Origin of the sequence: Marinomonas spartinae (assembly GCF_900089775.1) — a bacterium.
GTDB classification, from domain to species: domain Bacteria; phylum Pseudomonadota; class Gammaproteobacteria; order Pseudomonadales; family Marinomonadaceae; genus Marinomonas; species Marinomonas spartinae.
This window is the reverse complement of the sequence record NZ_FLOB01000001.1, coordinates 725,055-744,800: the sequence shown is the minus strand read 5'-3', so window position 1 is coordinate 744,800 and position 19,746 is coordinate 725,055. Positions and strand designations below refer to the sequence as shown.

General features: G+C 43.1%; 23 protein-coding genes. 3 read left to right on the top strand and 20 right to left on the bottom strand.

Translation table 11 applies throughout. The features are described from left to right. Positions 1 to 32: 32 nt before the first annotated feature. A complete protein-coding gene (locus MSP8886_RS03370) occupies positions 33 to 938 on the bottom strand; it encodes a LysR family transcriptional regulator (RefSeq protein WP_067012653.1) in 906 nt (301 codons plus the stop codon). Between the two features lie 291 nt (positions 939 to 1,229). Here MSP8886_RS03370 and MSP8886_RS03365 point away from each other — a divergent pair, with 291 nt between their 5' ends. Next, a complete protein-coding gene (locus MSP8886_RS03365) occupies positions 1,230 to 1,919 on the top strand; it encodes a type 1 glutamine amidotransferase domain-containing protein (RefSeq protein WP_067013022.1) in 690 nt (229 codons plus the stop codon). Positions 1,920 to 2,421: 502 nt separating this feature from the next. Here MSP8886_RS03365 and MSP8886_RS03360 read toward each other — a convergent pair. Beyond that, complete coding sequence (locus tag MSP8886_RS03360; RefSeq protein ID WP_067012651.1) at positions 2,422 to 2,721, bottom strand: Dabb family protein; 300 nt, start codon at positions 2,719 to 2,721, stop codon at positions 2,422 to 2,424. Between the two features lie 49 nt (positions 2,722 to 2,770). Continuing rightward, positions 2,771 to 3,616, bottom strand: coding sequence for a thermonuclease family protein (locus tag MSP8886_RS03355; RefSeq protein WP_067012649.1), 846 nt, complete (start codon positions 3,614 to 3,616; stop codon positions 2,771 to 2,773). Between the two features lie 210 nt (positions 3,617 to 3,826). On the opposite strand from MSP8886_RS03355, the gene MSP8886_RS03350 reads away from it, so the two are divergent. Next, the gene (locus tag MSP8886_RS03350; RefSeq protein WP_067012647.1) at positions 3,827 to 4,417 is read left to right on the top strand and encodes a LysE family translocator; all 591 of its coding nucleotides are present in this window, start codon (positions 3,827 to 3,829) and stop codon (positions 4,415 to 4,417) included. A 20-nt stretch (positions 4,418 to 4,437) separates the two neighbouring features. Here the strand turns inward: MSP8886_RS03350 and MSP8886_RS03345 are convergent, their stop codons facing one another. The 5 genes from MSP8886_RS03345 to MSP8886_RS03325 all read right to left on the bottom strand — a co-directional run bounded on the left by MSP8886_RS03345 (position 4,438) and on the right by MSP8886_RS03325 (position 8,254). Then, complete coding sequence (locus MSP8886_RS03345) at positions 4,438 to 5,271, bottom strand: AraC family transcriptional regulator (protein WP_067012645.1); 834 nt, start codon at positions 5,269 to 5,271, stop codon at positions 4,438 to 4,440. A 43-nt stretch (positions 5,272 to 5,314) separates the two neighbouring features. Beyond that, positions 5,315 to 6,109, bottom strand: coding sequence for an endo alpha-1,4 polygalactosaminidase (locus tag MSP8886_RS03340; RefSeq protein WP_067012642.1), 795 nt, complete (start codon positions 6,107 to 6,109; stop codon positions 5,315 to 5,317). Positions 6,110 to 6,249: 140 nt separating this feature from the next. Further along, positions 6,250 to 7,098, bottom strand: coding sequence for a diaminopimelate epimerase (gene dapF / locus MSP8886_RS03335; protein WP_067012640.1), 849 nt, complete (start codon positions 7,096 to 7,098; stop codon positions 6,250 to 6,252). 11 nt (positions 7,099 to 7,109) lie between these two features. Next, positions 7,110 to 7,793, bottom strand: a complete 684-nt coding sequence (locus tag MSP8886_RS03330; protein ID WP_067012638.1) for a GDSL-type esterase/lipase family protein — start codon at positions 7,791 to 7,793, stop codon at positions 7,110 to 7,112. Then, positions 7,790 to 8,254 (bottom strand): GNAT family N-acetyltransferase, encoded by a 465-nt coding sequence (locus tag MSP8886_RS03325; RefSeq protein ID WP_067012636.1) that lies wholly within the window; start codon positions 8,252 to 8,254, stop codon positions 7,790 to 7,792. Before MSP8886_RS03325 ends, MSP8886_RS03330 begins: the two co-directional genes overlap by 4 nt. Positions 8,255 to 8,372: 118 nt before the next feature. Between MSP8886_RS03325 and MSP8886_RS03320 the strand changes: the two genes are divergently transcribed. Continuing rightward, entirely contained in the window at positions 8,373 to 9,125 is a 753-nt protein-coding gene (locus MSP8886_RS03320) for an ElyC/SanA/YdcF family protein (RefSeq protein WP_067012629.1), read from the top strand. A 64-nt stretch (positions 9,126 to 9,189) separates the two neighbouring features. On the opposite strand, the gene MSP8886_RS03315 is transcribed toward MSP8886_RS03320, so the two are convergent. From MSP8886_RS03315 to MSP8886_RS03260, 12 genes are all read right to left on the bottom strand, one after another. Next, positions 9,190 to 9,702, bottom strand: a complete 513-nt coding sequence (locus MSP8886_RS03315) for a ferritin-like domain-containing protein (protein WP_139063077.1) — start codon at positions 9,700 to 9,702, stop codon at positions 9,190 to 9,192. 401 nt (positions 9,703 to 10,103) lie between these two features. Continuing rightward, positions 10,104 to 10,406 carry a helix-turn-helix domain-containing protein gene (locus tag MSP8886_RS03310; RefSeq protein ID WP_067012627.1) on the bottom strand — a complete coding sequence of 101 codons (303 nt, stop codon included), beginning with the start codon at positions 10,404 to 10,406 and terminating at the stop codon, positions 10,104 to 10,106. Then, positions 10,406 to 10,762: a type II toxin-antitoxin system RelE/ParE family toxin gene (locus MSP8886_RS03305; protein WP_067012625.1), complete on the bottom strand. Its 357-nt coding sequence runs from the start codon at positions 10,760 to 10,762 to the stop codon at positions 10,406 to 10,408. The genes MSP8886_RS03310 and MSP8886_RS03305 overlap by 1 nt, the downstream gene beginning before the upstream one ends. Before the next feature lie 130 nt (positions 10,763 to 10,892). Next, complete coding sequence (locus MSP8886_RS03300) at positions 10,893 to 11,555, bottom strand: anthranilate synthase component II (RefSeq protein ID WP_067012623.1); 663 nt, start codon at positions 11,553 to 11,555, stop codon at positions 10,893 to 10,895. 11 nt (positions 11,556 to 11,566) lie between these two features. Then, positions 11,567 to 12,976 (bottom strand): anthranilate synthase component I family protein, encoded by a 1,410-nt coding sequence (locus tag MSP8886_RS03295; protein WP_067012621.1) that lies wholly within the window; start codon positions 12,974 to 12,976, stop codon positions 11,567 to 11,569. Then, positions 12,973 to 13,203, bottom strand: a complete 231-nt coding sequence (locus MSP8886_RS03290; RefSeq protein ID WP_067012619.1) for a Trp family transcriptional regulator — start codon at positions 13,201 to 13,203, stop codon at positions 12,973 to 12,975. Before MSP8886_RS03290 ends, MSP8886_RS03295 begins: the two co-directional genes overlap by 4 nt. 206 nt (positions 13,204 to 13,409) lie before the next feature. Next, positions 13,410 to 14,960: a methyl-accepting chemotaxis protein gene (locus MSP8886_RS03285; protein WP_083200755.1), complete on the bottom strand. Its 1,551-nt coding sequence runs from the start codon at positions 14,958 to 14,960 to the stop codon at positions 13,410 to 13,412. A 28-nt stretch (positions 14,961 to 14,988) separates the two neighbouring features. Beyond that, on the bottom strand, positions 14,989 to 15,555 hold the full coding sequence (locus MSP8886_RS03280) for a hypothetical protein (protein WP_067012611.1): 567 nt from the start codon (positions 15,553 to 15,555) through the stop codon (positions 14,989 to 14,991). 376 nt (positions 15,556 to 15,931) lie between these two features. Further along, positions 15,932 to 16,423 (bottom strand): bifunctional 3-hydroxydecanoyl-ACP dehydratase/trans-2-decenoyl-ACP isomerase, encoded by a 492-nt coding sequence (gene fabA / locus MSP8886_RS03275; protein WP_067012609.1) that lies wholly within the window; start codon positions 16,421 to 16,423, stop codon positions 15,932 to 15,934. Between the two features lie 50 nt (positions 16,424 to 16,473). Then, positions 16,474 to 17,295, bottom strand: coding sequence for a helix-turn-helix domain-containing protein (locus MSP8886_RS03270; RefSeq protein ID WP_067012607.1), 822 nt, complete (start codon positions 17,293 to 17,295; stop codon positions 16,474 to 16,476). Positions 17,296 to 17,395: 100 nt separating this feature from the next. Continuing rightward, positions 17,396 to 19,441: a ferrous iron transport protein B gene (gene feoB, locus MSP8886_RS03265; protein ID WP_067012605.1), complete on the bottom strand. Its 2,046-nt coding sequence runs from the start codon at positions 19,439 to 19,441 to the stop codon at positions 17,396 to 17,398. After that, complete coding sequence (locus tag MSP8886_RS03260; RefSeq protein ID WP_175365255.1) at positions 19,438 to 19,680, bottom strand: FeoA family protein; 243 nt, start codon at positions 19,678 to 19,680, stop codon at positions 19,438 to 19,440. The genes feoB and MSP8886_RS03260 overlap by 4 nt, the downstream gene beginning before the upstream one ends. Between the last annotated feature and the right edge of the window lie 66 nt (positions 19,681 to 19,746).

Genomic DNA, 19,746 nt, shown 5'->3' with positions numbered 1-19,746 from the left:
TCACCGTTTTGCTCCCCTACTACTTTTCCCCTTCACAAAGCACGTGTAATACGCTCGAATTCTATTTTTAAAAAATCCACCAGCAAACGCAGTTTTTTTGCACTGGAAGAGCCTGGTGGAAACACGGCGTATACATCAATATCAGTACAGCGAAAGTCTGGTAAAATACGCTTTAACAGACCTTTTTGAATACGAGGCTTGGCATCGTAAACAGGAATTCGCCCTATACCATTTCCCCCTTCCAAAAACATCGTCCTAGCCGCTGCATTATTGGTACTGACCTTGCCCATTACTGATAAACTATAAGAACGTGATCCTTGACTCAGATGGACGGAATTCGCTGCCTGCTTATACACAACCCAATCATGATCATACAAATCCTGAGGTTGAACAGGTGTTCCTCGCTTCCGAAAGTACTCAGGCGAGCCACATAAATAGGTTTCAAACGAGGCCAGTATACTAGCTTGTAATCCAGAGTCGGCCAATGGCGCACCACGGATAGCAAGATCTACTCCGTCTTTAATGATATTAACGACCTCATCACTTAATGATACATCCAGTTCAATCAAAGGATACAAACGACGGAACTCATTCAAGGCAGGTACCACAACTTGCAATCCTAAATTCACCGGGCAGGTGATTTTTAACTTACCTACGGCCTCTTGTTTTGATCGTTCTATTTGTAGGTTGGCTTCATGAGCCTGAAAAGCAATGGTACGACAACGCTGATAATAAGCCTCTCCCGTATCGGTTAGCGACAAACTACGAGTGGTACGATTAAGTAACACAACCCCAAGCTGATCTTCTAACTTCTTCAAATGATAGCTCACCACGCCGCGAGAAATTCCCATCGCTTTCGCGGCCGAAGTTAAACTGCCTTGCTCTACCACTTGAGCAAACACCACCATACTTTTTAACTGCTCGAACGAAATGTCCACACATGCCCCTTGACTGAAATTGACCTACCAATTGTATCAATTATTAGATCAATGAAGTCAACTTTATCCCTGTATTCAAATCACTAAACGCCCTCTATACTGATCACAACTTAATAGTCAATACGACGAGACCTTTGCACGATGTCATGAGCGACGCCAAGACATGGAAAAAAAAGACGAAAAAACGGAGTTTATACTTATAAATGAGCATTTTGAGTCTGTTTTTAACAAAGTATTGGCAAGCGCAGTAGTCGTGCAAAAGTCTCACGACACCAACAAGGAGTCATAATGATGAGTACGAATAAAATTTTAGTGGTTCTCACTTCTCACTCAGAAATGGGCAATACAGGGCACAAAACAGGATTTTGGGTAGAAGAGTTCGCCGCACCTTACTACGCCTTTGTTGATGCTGCTGCCGAAGTGACGGTTGCAACGCCGAAAGGCGGCCAAGCGCCCATTGACCCAAACAGTGAAGCACCGGATGCCCAAACAGAGGCCACCAAACGCTTTTATGAAGACAAAATAGCGCAAGATGTCATCGCCAACACACATAAATTGAGCGATATGAAACAAGATGATTTTGATGCCATTTTCTACCCAGGTGGTCACGGCCCACTATGGGATTTAACCAATAACGAAGAGTCTATTGCACTCATTGAAAGCTTTATCCAAGCAAACAAACCAATTTCTTCTGTTTGCCACGCCCCAAGTGCGTTTTTAAACATTAAAGACAGTAAAGGTGACTACTTCATTAAAGGCAAAGTTGTCACAGGCTTTACCAATAGCGAAGAAGCAGCGGTACAGCTTACCGATGTGGTGCCCTTCTTGCTTGAAGACGAGATGAAAAAGCGCGGAGCAGACTACCAAAATGCAGACAGCTGGACACCTTTTGCCGTGCAAGATGGCTTAATGATTACAGGTCAAAACCCAGCGAGCTCTGAGCTTGTAGCAGAAAAATTACTGGCTCAACTAGCAAAATAGTGAATTGACTCGATCGCTAAAAAAATAAACCAATAGCGGATTGGTTTATTTATCCAACTAAAAAGCCCGTCCTCAAAATCTCATTGAGTGACGGGCTTTTTGATACTGGCCTTTGCATACAACCAAAGCTCCTGTCGGACTTAGCTTTGAAACACATCCCTATTTGACTGTCACAGGGGCAAAGCTAAGCGCTAAGACGAAAGAGTCCATCTCTTTGCCAATTTTACAATTAATCCCATTTATGACAAAAATTTGGCAGATTCTATTCAAACATTTGGATCAATTATTGATTCAAATGCCATTCTATAGCACGTCATATTCCCACTACGTATACTAAACACATAGTGAAAACTGATAACGTATTGACCATCGGGAGAAAGAACACATGGCCGTTATATTAATCGCTAGTGCCGCTTATTACTGGCTTTATGCTGCCTAATAGGGGGCTTTCAATACAAAAAAACCAGACATACGTCTGGTTTTTTAGCGAATAACGCGACCATTATGACAGCTCGTAATCAAACACAATAATATCTTCCATAATGGGTCCCAGCTGCGCCTTTAACGCCATATGCTCTGGATGTGGCAGGTAATGATCAAGGGAACCTTGATCAACAAACGTCATCAATACACAATGGGAATAACCTTTATTACGATCTTCCACACTGGAGTTTTCGCCCCATTCAACCGATTCAATTCCGTCAACCTTGGTTTGAATTGCCTCAAAATTGCCGAAGCAAATCGAAATATCTTCATGGGTGGCACTGTCTTTAAACTTTATAAATAGCACATGACGAATCATAAAACTGAACTCCTATCGTTCATAAATTTACTGACTATTAATATATGGGCTAACTCAAGAAAACTAAGTTTTCTGGCGCTTGTGCTAATTTAATGCGGCCTTTTTCATCGATTTCTATCAAGTTATCGAAATGAGTAAAATGCAAATCACTCAACACCAATACTTTTTCTTGTTTCTCCTTCAAGGACTCAATAAAGGCGTGGGCATCAAAGCTATCATGGGCTTTCATATAAGTGACGAGTCGACGAAACAACTTAGGCAAAATCACGTATTCATCCGTCAGGTCGCTTAGCGACTCTATTTTAATAGAACTGTTGGTTTTATCCTCACTCCATACGCCTTTTTTAGCTGCCCTTGCTTTAATCGCCACTTTGGCAAAACGTGCTCTTAAATCATAGAAAAGCCCATCATAAAACGTCGGATAAGCAAACCCTTTTGCTAACATTTTAAAGTTTATCGAGGTTTTTGCTATGCGGTTATCCAGAAAGATAGCCTGTCCGTCTTCGTATTCTGTTTCGCCAGCAAACACAAATGCCACAGGGCGTCCATAACGCTCGGCCATGCGCGTAATAATATAACCTGGGACACCATCGTCTGCGGACACCACTCGACTTCGAGAGTCATTCCACTGAGTATTTTTAATTCCTAGTAACTTCAATAAATATTGCGTGGCAGAATCCGCCCACTCAGCAGGCTGATGCTCACTTTTATAATGGGTTTCTAAGGTATCGATGGCTTCAATTCGCAGTTGAGCATGATCATGCTTATTTAAGCGAACCTTACTTCCTTCTAACAAATTCCACTGCGCTAAGTCATCCGCTTTGAAGCGAACAGAGTCGCCATCTGGCGAATAACCGACAATATGAAAAGATCCTTTAATCACTCGAAATGACATTTCTATTCCTCCTGTACAGGAACCAAACGATTCATCATGGCTAGATTGCACCTTTCCAGAGCACCTGTACACCGTCTTTTCAGAAAAATTAACACATAAGCTTTGTCGCTATAAATCCTTCCAAACCAATCTCAAGGTCAATTTTGTTCAATACTCGAAAGATAACAAAAGGGATAGTCGTCATCGACTTTTACTCTTTTGGAATACGCTATGACCTTATCTCTAATCACCTCTATGTCATTGTTCGCCTTAGCGGCATCTTTATCTCCTGGTCCAGTTAACCTTGTCTCACTAAGTGGCAGTGCCCGCTACGGTACTAAAACAGGATTACGATTTATTACTGGCGCGACACTGGGCTTTGTCGCTTTATTTTTAGTAATTGGTTTTGGTCTACATTATTTGATCAGTCAGCTGACTTGGATTACTCAAGTATTACAATGGCTAGGCATCATGTTTTTGCTTTATCTAAGTTATCAATTATTCATAGATGATGGGCGATTAGACGCTGATGGTCATAAAAACGCGCCTACCTTTATGACGGGCGCTGTCATGCAGTGGCTGAATCCAAAAGCCTGGTTGGCTTCCCTCTCAGGCATCGCCGCTTACATTCCCAGTGCAAAAGCATTCGAAGTTGTCACCTTTGCTGGCTTATATCTGCCTATTTGCTGGTTATCTTTAGGAGTGTGGGTTTGGATCGGCATCGTGCTTGGACAATACTTTCAAAGCCCCGAAAAAATGCGTTTGATGAACAAAACACTTGCCGTTCTATTGGCGGCTAGCTGCTTGTTACTCGTGGTCTAATCCTCTGAGATTAATAAGACTTAAGATGACATGGAACGGCGATATTGATCCGGTGTTGCAGCCACTCGCTGTTTAAAGACACGCTGAAAATGCGCTTGGTCACTAAATCCCACCGTCTGCGCCACGGAAGAAATCGCCTGACCTTGTTTAAGAGCTTGTTTTCCCAGTTGAACCCGTCGATTCAAACGATAGGCATGGGGTGTCATATTAAAATGACGCTTAAAAGCACGAACTAAGTAACTTGTACTATAGCCAAATTTCTCGCTAATAAGGTCCAACGACATCTCTTCTAAGCAGTGCTGATCTAAATAGCTCGCCACAAGATACAGTCGATTCGGTGGTAACAAGGTTTCCTCTCCGCCATCGCGGGTATCCAGATAACGAAATAAGGCGACAAAGTAGTCAATGAGTAGGCCTTCTTTTTCCATAACGGTCAACTGATGGGACATAATAGCTTGGCATAAAGCAACAAAGTCTTGATAAAAAGACGGTATCGTCAAAGTATCCAGACGAGTATTTTGCCAATCGCCCACAGACCTTAAACCATGCAGATAAAGCACATTCGCCAGCCAACTTGGCTCTATATGCATCATATAATAGGCCCAAGGGGAATCTTGACGGGGGTTACAAGCATGCACCACATTCGGATTCATAAACACCAAGCTACCTGCTTTTACTTGATGAAGCCTGCCATCAGAAAAGAACTCGCTTTGCCCATCAAGAACGGCACCGATCGACCACTCTTGATGGGTATGAGGAGAATAACGTACCCTTTCCCCCTCCAGAACTTGGCGTAACTCAATATAAGGCAAAGCAGCATCTCGCCAGAAAATAGGATGGGTAGTCGGTGTCATATTCAGCTTACCTCCAACAAAAATATCTCAGACTCTTTTCACTTTAGGGCTGACAACTTATACGAAAAGAATCATCAAGTTTAACTGGCAAAATTAACGTACTAAACTGCATAGCCAAAGATTCCTTACACATGGCCGCTCTATCTTCAGCATTATTCACATAGCTGGTTCGGTATTCCGCATTCAGTACAGGTTTTCCTTGTTTAATAAAAGCAGTAAAAGAGCGGCATTCTGAAAAAGCAAAACATTGCTCGTTAACGGCAAAATCAAAATCGCTAACTAATGCCCGAACCTGATCAGGGTCATTCTTCAACCCTATTGCCAGCCCTCTTTCATGGGCCTGCTTTGCTAAAAAGCGATTAAAAGCTAATTGATCATATTGGCGAAATGAAAAGCCCGTATTCGTTCGATAGCTGTCCACATTATCAGGCTCCACCCCATCACAGCCTTTTTTTACGGCAAGATCTAAACGTTTTAGCATGATGCTTCGTACGTTTTCAGATCGAATATCTAACCAGCGCTCATCATTCCAACCTTTTAGCGTTTTCCCCAAGTCCTGTTTGGCAAACTCAGCCGCATCAGGTCGCCAATCTTCATAAGAACCCGCCGAAAAGTAACAAATCACCTTTTTACCTGACGCGTGCAAGCGTTGAATCAGCGCAACGGGGGAATCAAATAAATCAATATCATATAGATCCACATTGTAGCCTTCGTTAACGACCCCATCTAACTGCCATTGCCATGTTGCAGACACAGGTGGTTTATACCAATTCTCAGCGGCATAAAGCGAGGGAACACTGCAAAGCAAGGTCGTTATTGAAATAAGTAAAGCGCGCATTTTGGATTCCCTATTTCCAGCAAGGCTCAAAAGCCCACAACATGATTGTCGTACCTTTACTTTACTCTCTTATGAGGCGTTATGCAGATAAATAAGGGGAAATAGTTTATAGAGACCATTTCACGATATTGCCAGCGTTGCTAATGGAACACTTGAGATAAACACTCACCATCAATCTGACCATGACATACTGACGTAACACTCCCGCTCATCGAGACAGTCATGTCCGCAGCAATGTCTATGTCTATTTGCCCTCCTGGCATCATCACTTTAATCGACGAATCACATAACCCTAACTTGTATGCCACGGCCGCCGCCGCACAGCTACTACTACCAGAGGCCAGCGTATAGCCTGCGCCACGCTCCCAGATCTCAATCACAATATGATTGCGGTCAATCACTTGCATAAACTGCACATTCGTTCGATTCGGAAAATCAGGATGGTGTTCGATCAATGGACCAAACTCTTTTGCCATGGTCTCGGTGGGTGCTTCGCTCAGGATCACACAATGGGGATTACCAATCGTCACCGCACTGAACACATGGTTCAACCCCATGACATTTAAATTTTCCAGTAAGACTTCTCGGGGCTCACCCCATACTGGAATGTCTCGGCTCATAAAAGACACCTTGCCCATTTCGACATTGACTCGACGCCCCTCCTCCAACACTTGTGCTTTTACCACACCGCCTTTGGTTTCAACGGTAAACGGCTTGTCTTTGACAAGACCTAGATCCCACAAGGAGCGACAAAAAATCCGTAAACCATTACCACTTTTTTCTGCTTCACTGGCATCAGGGTTAAAAATACGCAACCCAAAATTCGCGACCTTAGAAGGAAGTGGGCCAATCAATACACCATCAGAAGCCACTCCGTAATGCTTATGGCACATATTCTTAATTATTAAAGCAGAGGGCTCATCTAGAAACGACTCTGGTGACACCACTAAATACACATTGCCAAGGGCGTGATACTTACGAAACTCCAAATAACTTCTCCTTAACCATCATCTCTTTTAACATCCGTCATCAGCTTATCAACATAAGGCTCGATTGCATCTGCCCAAACGGCATACTGACTGGCATTAGGGTGTAGAAAATCACTCATTATGTCACGACTCAAGTGCCCTTTGTCATCTAAAAAGTGTTGATTAATATCAAGGTAGAAAACACGCTCATTATCCTGATAGCCCTGAATCAAGGCATTAACACTATCGTTAAGAAGACGCAGTTTTTGCGTGGATTTGGCACTACGCGGAAAAATAGCCAACAGTAAAATATTCGTGTTTGGGAGCTTGTTAGCCAACACCTGAAGGATTGTCTTAATACCTAATGCTGTCTGTTCGGGCGCATCTTGGCGATGACCAGTGTTGTTCGTTCCCACCAGCAAGACCAAGAGTTTAGGCTGAATATTATCAACTTCTCCGTATTCAAGACGCCACAAAACATTTTCTGTTTTATCGCCATTAAAGCCAAGATTCAATGTATTTCGTGGACGGTAAAATTTTTCCCAAACATCCGCCCCCTCCTCTTCCCATGCTTGAGTAATGGAGTCACCAAGAAACACCAAATCCACTTTACCCATTGCGGCTTTTTCTGCCAGCTTTTGTTCATGACGAGGCGCCCACCAATCGACTTCTTGAGGCACTGGCGTTAAGGCTAATAAGTCACGCTCATTTATCATAGATTGCGTCCTAAAAAATGTGTCCCTGGAATGGGGTTGTAACTCACAGGGTCGCATGGCTTAAAACCCAACTGACCATATAAACGCCTCGCTGACTCAAACTTTTCTAATACGTCAAGGCACATGCGCTGGTAGCCACTTTCCTTTGCGTATTGTATTAACTGAGTTACCAGCTTCTCACCTAATTGATGGCCGCGTTCACTAGGACGTACATAGACGCGTTTCATCTCACAGACAGTCTCATCCACTCGACGAAAAGCACCACAGCCCACAACTTCATCCTGCTTTTTAATCAGTAAAACGGTCCCATCAGGCAACGCGTATTTGTCTGCCAAATGTTCAAACTCTTGTTCATTCTGCTGGTAATCCAAGTTGACTGGCGCCGCAGCAATGTATTCACGGAAGATAGACAGTACTTTTTCGTTATCCCTTGGTAAAACGGCTTGGTGAATGGCATACATGGTGTTTCCTTAGTAAATGGCCTCTAACATATCGTGCAAAGGTCTCATCTTATAAGAGATCATACTGATTTTACTATTCGTCTTTTGTAGAATGGCGTTTTCCATCAAGACAAACAACATGAGCCTTATTCTTTTCTATTGTAAAAAATTCATCGGCATGATGTTGATGCCCATTCCGCTCACCTTGGTGATCATGAGCCTTGCTTTTTTTCTGATCAATAAGCGACCTAGAATCGCCAAACTCTTGTTATGCTGCGCGATACTATTATTAGGCTTGACCAGCTGGAGTCCCGTCGCCAATCGCCTTATTGCCACTGTGGAACACGATTACCCCGTCTTTAATATTCAGCAACCTGTGGATGTAGTGGTCGTGCTTGGCAGTGCCCATAAACGCCTCACCAACACGCCAGTAGTAATGGAACTGGGAAACAGTGCCTTATTTCGACTTGAAGAAGGAATACGCATTTTAAAAGCTAATCCCGCCGCGCAATTATTTGTTTCGGGATATTCTGGTGGGATTGGCAAATCCCATGCGGAGCTGATGCGAGAAGCCGCAATAGAATTAGGGGTTAGCGCAGATCGCATCACCATATTCCCTTTAGCAAAAGACACCGAAGACGAAGCCAACATGATGGCACCGCACTTAAAGGACAAACGTGTCGCCTTAGTCACAGAAGCATCCCATTTAAAACGGGCGGTGATCTTTTTCCATCGAGCAGGAATTAAGGTCTTCCCTGCCCCCGCTATGTTTTTAGGATCAGAACAAAGCGATTGGCAAATTAACGCCACTGCCGCGCACAAAAGTGAGCGAGCCTTTTATGAATGGATTGGTCGGGCCTGGCAATGGATAAAAGGGGAAATAAGAAATTAAGAAATTAAGAAATTAGACAAATCTGAAATCAAGAGAGGCTAACCTCCGCTAGCCTCTCCATAACTTACTGAAACCTAGTTTGAAACTTTTGGAACGCCGCTAGATGATTTTTTGAGGCATCACGCAAACGTATAAACACATCCTTAACATCACTCGGTAAATCCTGTTTTAAAAAGCGTTCATACATAGCAATATTATTGACTTCAGCGGTAACACCAATGGGGAAGGTTTCCTGGTAAGTAGCTGGCAATACCGCACTTTCCATTCCTTTATCCGCCGGTAAAGCAAAGCCGTACTTTGTGAACAGGGGCTCTAACCAAGAAATATGACGCTCCTCCGCTTTTACTATATTGCTATAAGGTTTACGACTGCCATACGTCTCGATAATCTTTTGATACTCTCCTCTTGCGAGATATTCATCCTCAATCGCAAAACGCAACATTTGCTCTAGAGTAAACGATTTATCAGACAGACTTTTCGCTCCCGCCGCGCCATAACTTTCACCAAAAGCAGCAATCGGCAAACTGGACATTAACAATACAACAACCCCACTTGCCAACAATGATTTAAGATTCATAATCTTCTCCTTCTTAGCAACCAAACCTATTCACAGTCATAGACAACACGCCCATAACCGTCAGCTCTTCTTATCAAATAGACCCATCGGAGTATTTTTACCAGAGATAAAAGCCCTTTGATTGATCTGAGGCGTGATTTAGCGTTTATAGCGGGAACGAATAGCTAAGAGCATCAGTGCAGTAGAATTTGTTAAGCAATACTGTTTGTACTAACATTTGCCAAAGCAGATTTATAAATATTACACACTAACTCATTTTCATAGCCGCCAAGATCAAACTAATTTTATTCCAATTTTGCTGTTCGAAATGCTCATCACCTAGGAAATATATATTTGTGAAACCAAAAGTCATTTTCATTAACTGCATCCTTTCAAGTAAGCGCCTGAGCGCACACTCAATTTTATAAGTTAAACCCATAATGGCTGCCATCGGGCAATTCAACATCCACGGTTAGTTTACCACCAGCGCCTTCAACATAGCGCTTCAAAGTAGATAATTTAACATCTCGGCCTTTGCGTTCCATGCCAGCAATCGTTGGCTGCTTCACGCCTAGGGTGTTTGCCATATCCTCTTGAGTAATTTGCATGCGTTCACGCAACTGGGCGAGATGAATACCAAGCAACATATCATCCGCCTTTTTACGAGCATTTTTTACTATTTCAGGCTTCTGATCTGAAATTAATTTATCAAGTGTTCTAGCCATTACTCACCTCGACTTTTTAGATCCAGTAGATGCTTTTCAAATTCTTTATCAGCAACTGGAATCATCTGTTCATAAAATCGCTTATCTTTCCCTGTTTTCTCTCCAGCACACAATAAAATACCAGTTCTGCTTGGATTGAATGCATAGAACGAGCGTATAGGGTTCCCCTTACTTTGCGTCCTTAGCTCTTTCATATTAGCGAACTTTGAGCCATTCACAGCATCTGCATAAGGCCTAGATAATTGCGGTCCTTTTTGCTGTAGCAAAAGCAATGTTGCCAACACGTTTTCTTTATCAATATCGTCCAGAGCTTCAAACCATTCATCGAACACATCCGTTGTTTCTATACTCCACATAAATTCCCTTTTACATAAAATAATAGCCTTTAAACTATATAGCTTTAAGACTATATTTTCAATTCAAAAAAAAAGCAGTGCCTATAACCGAACGCTGCTTTTTATCGTATCAAAGACTATGTCTTTCCTATCAAACCTGAAATAAGAAATTCTTAATCAAATCCTTACCGCCTTCTGTCGCAAAGGATTCTGGATGGAATTGAATCCCTTGGATCGGGTATTCCTTATGGCGCACACCCATCAGCTCGAATTGCCCGCCTTGATGGATCCTTGCTAGATTATTAAAATCCGCTAGTTGCAAGTCGCCAACCGACGCGGTGACTTCTAACACCTCAGGAAAGCTTTCCGCTTCGGCAATTAAAGAATGGTAACGCATTACTTCTAGTTGGTCTGGAATGTCATGGAAGATACCTTGTCCATTATGGGTAATCGGACTAGTCTTCCCATGCATTGGTAAGGGCGCTTTCACAACCTTACCACCGAATACATGACAAATACCCTGCATCCCCAAGCAAACCCCCATTAAGGGAATGGTTTTGCCAAATTCTAAAATCACATCGGCACACACACCAAAATATGCTTTATCGTCTGGTGAACCCGGCCCTGGAGAAATAATAATGCGATCGGGCGCCGCATCGCGAATGTCGTCTAAGGTCACTTCATCATTACGCTTCACGATCACTTCGAAGGCGCTGATATCGCCACGACTTTTTTCGGTTTCCAACACTTCACCAATAAACTGATATAGGTTGTAAGTAAAGGAATCGTAGTTGTCGATAATATAAACTTTCATGTTACCTTCCCTTAAACCTTAGCTTGATGGTTCGCTGGCGCAAAGCTTTCCAGTACACGGCGGGTACCAGCAAACTTACGTTGAATTTCTTCATACTCGTCTTCGGCGTTTGAGTCATATACATTACCACCACAGGTTTGCACATAGGCTTTGTTACCCTTAGCAAACACGGTACGAATGGGAATCGCGAACATACAATCGCCATTAAAAGAGAACTGGCCAACCGCGCCACCGTAAGGGCCTCGGCCGTCATTTTCCAAATCGTCGATGATTTTCATGGCTTCGATTTTCGGCGCCCCCGTCAAGGTCCCCGCCGGAAAATTACTCGCTAAGGCCGAGAACATATCGTGATCTTCTGCCATAATGCCGACAATCTCACTGGAAATATGCTGAACGTGACTGAAACGTTTAATGTCCATCAAGCTACGCACTTTCACCGTACCAAAACGCGCCACACGGCCAATATCATTACGATGTAAATCGACAATCATATTGTGCTCAGCAATTTCTTTGGGGTCGTTCAACAAAGCACGAGCCAAAGCCACATCTTCTTTTTCGTCCACGCCACGTTTTGCTGTACCCGCTAGTGGAAAGGTTTCCATTTCCCCCTGGCGTACACGGAATAGTAACTCGGGGCTGGCACCAATGACTTTTTGCTCGCCAAACTTGATGTAATACATTTGTGGCGAGGGGTTCACTTCTCGCAATTGCTCGTACAAGTTAATGGTATCGCCTTCCATGTCGAACCACATTTTAAAGCCCACTTCGCATTGGAAGATTTTGCCATCAATAATGTCTTTTTTGACTTTGGCGACGGCATCGGCGTGGTCACTTTTACTCATGGACTCCCCCGCCGGCGTGACCACAAAAGCCCCATTCTCGGGCGTTGGTTCTGACATCATGTGGTTCACCAGTTCTACTCGATTGTCATCGTAATAAAAGTAGAATAGCTCACCCGTCATTTTGTCGTAGATCAAGCCATCCTTAAACAAACCAAAGCGGAACGCATCAAACATGTCGCTCGATTGCAGATCCAGTGTAGGCTCGAAGTAATTCATGCTGTCGTAACCAAGATAACCGGTTAACCCACCTGCAAAGCCTCGTGACAAAATATTCTGAGGCACGATATCACGCAGCAAATAGTATGGATTGTCAGACTCGTAAGCTTCTGTCGAGCCATCGCGCTCTTGAATAAACAGCTGCTTGTCTTGTGCCCAGATCAATTTTTCAGGATCAAAACCAATAATAGAATGGCGGGAAATAAAGCTCTCTTCACCAAGAGATTCCAACATAAAACAGTTGTCGAAACGCTTCTCAACCTTTTTAAATAAATCAAAAAAATCACAATCTGAACTGATAGTGATGTACTTAGGTTTGCGCGGTAGCGTGATACGCTCCGGCTTTTTATTAGATTGACTCATATCTCTTTTAATTCCTTCAATGCTCGGGAACCACGGGTCACAGTAGCAATACCTACGCCTAATTGTTTCGCAATGTCTCTCTGTGGCACGCCTTCGTCTAACAACGCAATGATCTTCAAACGGCTCACCATTTCACTAATTTCACTCGGTGTCAGTAGTACTTTTAAACGCTTCTCCAACACCACTTCATCATCGACTTCGGATAAAAACTGGATCAAGTCCTGCATAGGCTGCACTCTTTGTAATTCTTTCAAAAGAACTTTGTATTCGCGTACTAGTACGTTATAGATTTTGAGATAGGGAAGCAAGAGGAACAGACACAAAAAAACACCGACTGGCGGTGCTTTTCTGTGGGAACTAAAACTAATTTTCGAAAATATGCTCTAACTCTTCCTTCAATCTAGCTTTGTCTCGGTACTCTTCGAAGAAGCGATTAGCGCGTACTGAAGGAAGACAAGCTATCTTTAGTAGACTCTGCATTTTCCAGAAGGTCTTTACTATGTTCCGTCATTTGCTGACTATCATGAAACAAGTCATCCATTTGCCGATCTAAATCAATCAGTCTGTTTGACATATGCTCCATAGATTTATGCTGTTGCTGATTCGTTTGTACGACATCTAAGTTCAAGCGATTAGAGTTGCTTACCTTTTCAATAATATCTTCTATATAAGAAGATGCTTCTTCTGTTGCTTCAACACAAACCGTAGAGTTATCCAACCCTTGCTCCATGGAGCCAACAAGGTCAGTGGCGTAATTCAAAAGTTGCGTCAGAATGTCCTCTACTTGATCGGTTGAATTGGACGTTTTCTCCGCCAAAGAACGTACTTCATCAGCTACCACAGCAAACCCTCGACCTGTTTCGCCTGCTCTAGCCGCCTCAATCGCAGCATTTAGCGCTAATAAATTCGTCTGGTCTGCAATATCGCGGATGATTTCTAGAATGCCGGAGACTTCACCAGCTTGTTTATTGAGAGTATCAGCAATATCGAAGGCCGATTTGGTACTTTTCGCTAGTTGCCTATTTCTTTCAACCGCCTCCTGCAATTTACTTTGACCTTGTTGCGCTGCTTCAACAGCCTGCTCTAAAGACTCCGAGGCGGTTTCGATTCTTTCTTTAACAGAATCTACAGAGTGCTGTAGCTCATTGCCCAAAGCTAAAGTCTCTTTGATATCTTCACGTCTTAGACGGATCTTCTCTTCTAGCTGCTCAACATTGCGCTCAAGACTAATAGACACATTTGAAACTTTCTCCGCACTGCCCTGTAGCCCGGTAAACGATCCTTCCAATTTCTCGATAAAAGTATTGATATGATGTGCCAACTGTCCAAACTCATTAGAACTATCGTAATGAATACGCTGTGATAGGTCACCGTTACCCGAAGATAGCTCCCCTGTTAAGTAGGTAAAACGCTTGATAGGCTTTTCTAGAACCTGACGAATCATTAAAAACAAACCGAGTAAAGTCACAACTAGAATACCACCGCCAATCAGCAGTGCTTTTGTCAATAATGACTCTTCTAACGCAATGACAGAGCTGTAACGCCAATTTGAGCGAACATAACCCACCACACTATCGCTTTTGCCTGAGGTTAGACGTGTAACTAGAGATAACTCGGCTCCCGTTTGCTGCGCAATCTCTGTTCCATCATTAAATGCCATGTCGTCGACGGCAATAGGAGCGACTTTCCCATCCAAGGAGCTGTAAAGTAACTCTCCATCAGCGAGAAACACACTGACTTCTTTTAAATCATTTTTTGATTCTTCCAGATATGGCCCAACCTTTTTACTAACCGAACTCTCTTTCTTAAAACGCACAGATGTCGCAATCTGATCAGCAATCGTATTGGACGTTCTATAGTGGCTATTTATGCTTGCCTGTCTCAAAGCATCTGTACTGCTTTGCCACATAATGGCGGTCATAATGACCATTGCCAGTGTTACAACCAGAAAAGAGCTTAGAATCAATATATAACGAATACTCATACCATTCCTCTATCAATATGACCAGTTTCTACATTTGGTCTATATTGACTCCGACCGTAATTGCCCCGATAGCTTCGCCAGTTTTGGGATCACTAATGGTATAGCTAATCTGAGATTGGAAAGTTTGCGTTGATTCATCTTCCTCTACATCACCAACATATATGGCGCCAGACCCTTTGAGAAACGTTTGTTGCCACTTCGCTTCGTCTCCTTGCCAGTAATCAGACGTAACGGAACTCTGACCAACGTTAAGGCCTTTGTTATCCATAATGAATATCTCAGTATAAAGCCCATCACTTTTTTCCTGGGCAGACATCAAATAAGCAGATAGCGGATTACCAAGCACTTTAGATATGAGAGGCTGATCAGCAGAACTTACTTCTGCACGCCATTGTTGGTCTAAATTATCAATATCGCTTTGTGATAGAGGCGCATTGCGCTGATTCTGCACTTCAACCGCTTCTATAACTTTAGGAGACGAGACCAGTTCTCGTACTTGAGTATTAGCTAATTCAGTTAGCTGACCTTCAAATTCATTAGCAAAAAGGATAGAAGGAATAGAAATAAGAGTAGTAAATAATAGAGCTTTTTTCATGGTATACCCGCCACCTTGATATTGATGATGTGAAATGAGATCCTTAAACTGTAGAACAGAGATTCGTAATAGCGAGGTGCTGTTACATGAAAATACAAAGCCTATAATTCTCTAATAAACAAAGACCAGAAACAGATAGTCTCATAAGCCGCTACAGAGCTACTTTATAAAGGCTTTCAAGAAGTGAATAATCATTCATAGAAAAGTAATAATGAAGGCAATGTTAGGCCTCTTGTCTCAAATTCCTAACTTATTATTTTTAAGCAGGGTTCTAGTATTCTACGATGCTTGGTATTAGCAATGCATTGAACGCCAAAAAGAGTGTTTGTCACGTAACACTTAAAAACCTCAATGCCAAATATCTTTGATCTCTGCCCTAGCCTTTTATCAATCCCACCTTCAGATCCGTTGCTTCGTAGATCACGTCACCATTGAGCAAGACAAAACCGTCAGCAATCCCCATTCCTAAGGGCTTTTTGATAATACGTTTAATATGAATTTGGTATTCAATGCTTTTAGCGTCTGGATAAATTTGCCCTGAGAAGCGTACTTTCGCTACGCCTAATGCACGGCCTTTACCGGGTAAACCAGACCAACCCAAAAACACGCCCAATAATTGCCAAAGTGCATCCAAGCCTAAACATCCCGGCATGACAGGGTCTCCTTTAAAATGGCAGGCAAAGAACCAATGATCAGGACGAATGGCTAAGTTCGCGATCAATAGGCCTTTATTGTATTGGCCACCAAAATCGTCAATATGTGAAATTTCATCCATCATTAACATCTCATCACTAGGCAATTGTGCGTTGCCCTCACCAAAGAAATCCCCTTCTGACATAGCAATAATATCCGTGTTAGAAAACCTCATATTCACCTCATGCTTTTTTTAGAACCCGTTGCGTTGAGTATGGAAGTTGCCTAGGAGCGAGGCTTGTAAAAATTGGACATGAATTGCTGGGAAACAGGAGAAAGCGACATTACATTGTGCTGAGCCGTGGTTCTTAGAAGATGCGATTGGTCATAAAAGCCAAGATCTAATCCATGATGAAGATACGGAGCATCACCTTGCGAGCAACGCTTTAAAAAATGATTAATACGAATGGTCTGAGCAAATGCCTTGCTAGTCAGCCCTGTATGCAATAGGAATTGTCGATTCAACTGACGATGACTCCAACCGACTTGGCTCGATAAGTACGCCATACTGATATTGCCACATTCTTGATAGATAATATTCTGAGCGCGTTTTAATTTATCAGGAAAAGATATCGATCGAGTATGCTTTATCAGTATATTTTCACAGTAGTTAACACGATCATTAAAAGATGCTTTCTCATATAAGCCTTCTTGCAAAGATAAGAACACTTTGCTGTCTAAAAAATCCAATGGGACGAGCTGATCAGTGACCTCAGAGACATCTACATTAAAAAAACTTCGCAATTTTCCAGGCTGAAACCAGATACCAAAATAGGGTCCATCCAATGCATTTAAAGGTACATCTAAAATGGAAGATTGAGTTCCTCCAAATAGCTCTCTACACGCAGAGAAAAACAAAATATTAGTACCATCAGGTACGATGGGATACCGAGTGGGATAGTCGGTATTTACTTCAACAAAAGCATACACGTCATCCGACAAGACGAAACAGGGTTTATGGATTTGTAACTTTAATCCAAATTGCTCTTGCCCCGCCTTCGTTAACGTTGGCTGAAAAGATTGATAACGTGCCTGATATGCTTGCAAAAATAATCCTATTAGAGACCTATGTATGAAGTCGCTAGTATAAAACCAAAATGGAAAAGCGACCTATAACTTAGATCGCTTTTCAAACTCGAAACGAATTTTAGCCAATCGCTATGATACTTTTATCCATCTTAGGTTTGATCCACGATTTCAAGCCCAGCACAAAAAGCACAATCCATACACTGGCAAGGGCGATATAAAGCAAGGACTCCATCGGGTGGTCAGCAAAGGTCAGTACCTGGAAACTGTATACCGCGCCCACGTATGCAACGGATGTGCTCCAACCAACAACGACCCCCGTCCACAATAACCCGCCCTCTTTAACCAACGCACCAATCGCCGCTGCACATGGCGTATAAAGCAAGACAAAAACAAGGTAGGCGAAGGCGCCCTGCCAGCCATCAAATAACGACACCATGCGCTGGTGTCCTGGCGATAAGGTGGTTTCGGTTTGCGCTTCAGACACAGCAGACAAGCCTAATGGGTCGATCAATGTACTCACTACACCGCTAAGGTTTGCCCATAAAATTGAGCCCGCTTCTTTTAGGTTTACCAGTGGAGACACATAATCTCCTCCTACACTGCCCCCTGCCGCATTGGTATATAACGCATCCATGGTACCCACTACCGCTTCTTTTGCTAGCACACCAGTAAAAACACCGACAGCAGCAGGCCAGTTGCCATCTCCCATACCAATCGGAGAGAAAACGGGGGTAATGACTTGTCCTACCTCTGCCAAGGCCGATGGTTTTCCACCGTCTGCAACAGAGCGCCACGAAGGCACTGAGTTTAATATTGTTAAGATGGCAGAAACAACCACAATTGTCTTACCTGCACGGATCACAAAGCCTCGAACTTTGTGCCAACTAGACAAGCCAACATTCCCCCAACGAGGACGATGATAGTGAGGCATTTCCATAAAGGAGCTAGCTTGCACGTCTTTAAAAAGCTGTTTGCGGAAAATCCATGCCGTACCGACAGCCATAGCAATACCCAGTAAATACAAACCAAATACCAAAGAACCGCCGTGCTCCCGAAAGAAAACAGAAACGAACATGACATAAACCGCTAAACGAGCACTACAGGACATAAAGGGTGCCATGGCCATGGTGAGCATACGCTGTTTGGGATTCGATAAACTGCGAGTAGACATAATGGAAGTCACATTACAACCAAAGCCCAATAGCAGGGGGATAAAGGCTTGTCCCGGCAAACCAATCGACAGCATCACTCGGTCAATAATAAAGGCCGCTCGCGCCATATAGCCACTGTCTTCAAGAATGCTCAGACAAATGTATAAACAACCGATCACGGGTACAAAGGTAGACACCAACTGCACCCCACCGCCAATACCATCCGCGATGACGATAATCAGCCAATGAGGGATGCCCACTTGCGCCATCCAATGACTGGGAAACGCCACAAACCAATAACCAGCAAGAGAATCAATTGGATCAACAAATAAGTTACCCACACCAATCGCAAAGGCAAACATGGCATACATGGCGAGTAAAAAGATAGGAATCCCCAACCACGGATGAAGCACAATACGGTCAACCAATTCAGTGGTATTTTGTGCCCTTGCCTGCTGCTTCATCACACCGGACAACCAATCTTTGATTGGCTTTGGCTCTGCGTTTATCGGTTTGCCTTTTAACTCGTTTACTAAATGGCAAACATGATATTGGAGGTCATTCACCGATAATTCGTAACCATCAATAATGGGGACCCCCATATTGGCCTCTAAACTCGCAATGTCGGGCATAATACGCATTTTGCGAGCTAAATCCGTCATTGTCAGGACGACAATCATTGGACGACCCAAGGCAATCAACTCTTTTGTTAGCTTGAGATTACGCTTTAAATTGGTGGCATCTACCACATTGATAATGACATCGTAATCCCCCGCATTCAAAAAGCGGCGCGCCACCGCTTCGTCAATACCACCGGATTCGGTTGCAAAACTGTAAATGCCAGGCAAGTCTGTCATGTCGACACGCTGTTGATCAGAAGAAAAAAAGCCCGTTTTACAATCAACGGTCACACCTGCCCAGTTACCCACCTTTTGTCGTGTACCAGCAAGCTTGTTAAATAATGTGGTTTTACCTGTGTTCGGATTACCGACTAGCGTAATATGTCGGCTCATTCGTCGTGTCCCTCGCAATCCCCATCACACAAATGTACATGCTGAGCATCGTCCGTATGGATAGCAATCAAAGTAGCACCAACTTTCACTTGAAGGGGGTTTCCTAAGGGGGCTTTCATTAATAGTTTTATCGTTTCACCAGGATCAAAACCCAATGCGTTGAGTTGTATTTGCATATCATCACGCGGGTGAGACACATGATGAATAGTTGCTTCTTGACCCCTTGTTAACTCCGACAAAACCATTTCCGCCCCCAAAAAATGAACATAATAATAATTATCAATACAGTAAGCTTGACTATTATC

Bases quoted from the DNA above. Each gene is read 5' to 3' on its own strand.
- MSP8886_RS03365 (WP_067013022.1), top strand. From the start codon at position 1,230: ATGAGTACGAATAAAATTTTAGTGGTTCTCACTTCTCACTCAGAAATG.
- MSP8886_RS03360 (WP_067012651.1), bottom strand. From the start codon at position 2,721: ATGATTCGTCATGTGCTATTTATAAAGTTTAAAGACAGTGCCACCCAT.
- MSP8886_RS03355 (WP_067012649.1), bottom strand. From the start codon at position 3,616: ATGTCATTTCGAGTGATTAAAGGATCTTTTCATATTGTCGGTTATTCG.
- MSP8886_RS03350 (WP_067012647.1), top strand. From the start codon at position 3,827: ATGACCTTATCTCTAATCACCTCTATGTCATTGTTCGCCTTAGCGGCA.
- MSP8886_RS03345 (WP_067012645.1), bottom strand. From the start codon at position 5,271: ATGACACCGACTACCCATCCTATTTTCTGGCGAGATGCTGCTTTGCCT.
- MSP8886_RS03340 (WP_067012642.1), bottom strand. From the start codon at position 6,109: ATGCGCGCTTTACTTATTTCAATAACGACCTTGCTTTGCAGTGTTCCC.
- MSP8886_RS03330 (WP_067012638.1), bottom strand. From the start codon at position 7,793: ATGATAAATGAGCGTGACTTATTAGCCTTAACGCCAGTGCCTCAAGAA.
- MSP8886_RS03325 (WP_067012636.1), bottom strand. From the start codon at position 8,254: ATGTATGCCATTCACCAAGCCGTTTTACCAAGGGATAACGAAAAAGTA.
- MSP8886_RS03320 (WP_067012629.1), top strand. From the start codon at position 8,373: ATGAGCCTTATTCTTTTCTATTGTAAAAAATTCATCGGCATGATGTTG.
- MSP8886_RS03315 (WP_139063077.1), bottom strand. From the start codon at position 9,702: ATGAATCTTAAATCATTGTTGGCAAGTGGGGTTGTTGTATTGTTAATG.
- MSP8886_RS03310 (WP_067012627.1), bottom strand. From the start codon at position 10,406: ATGGCTAGAACACTTGATAAATTAATTTCAGATCAGAAGCCTGAAATA.
- MSP8886_RS03305 (WP_067012625.1), bottom strand. From the start codon at position 10,762: ATGTGGAGTATAGAAACAACGGATGTGTTCGATGAATGGTTTGAAGCT.
- MSP8886_RS03300 (WP_067012623.1), bottom strand. From the start codon at position 11,555: ATGAAAGTTTATATTATCGACAACTACGATTCCTTTACTTACAACCTA.
- MSP8886_RS03295 (WP_067012621.1), bottom strand. From the start codon at position 12,976: ATGAGTCAATCTAATAAAAAGCCGGAGCGTATCACGCTACCGCGCAAA.
- MSP8886_RS03290 (WP_067012619.1), bottom strand. From the start codon at position 13,203: ATGCAGGACTTGATCCAGTTTTTATCCGAAGTCGATGATGAAGTGGTG.
- MSP8886_RS03285 (WP_083200755.1), bottom strand. From the start codon at position 14,960: ATGAGTATTCGTTATATATTGATTCTAAGCTCTTTTCTGGTTGTAACA.
- MSP8886_RS03280 (WP_067012611.1), bottom strand. From the start codon at position 15,555: ATGAAAAAAGCTCTATTATTTACTACTCTTATTTCTATTCCTTCTATC.
- fabA (WP_067012609.1), bottom strand. From the start codon at position 16,423: ATGAGGTTTTCTAACACGGATATTATTGCTATGTCAGAAGGGGATTTC.
- feoB (WP_067012605.1), bottom strand. From the start codon at position 19,441: ATGAGCCGACATATTACGCTAGTCGGTAATCCGAACACAGGTAAAACC.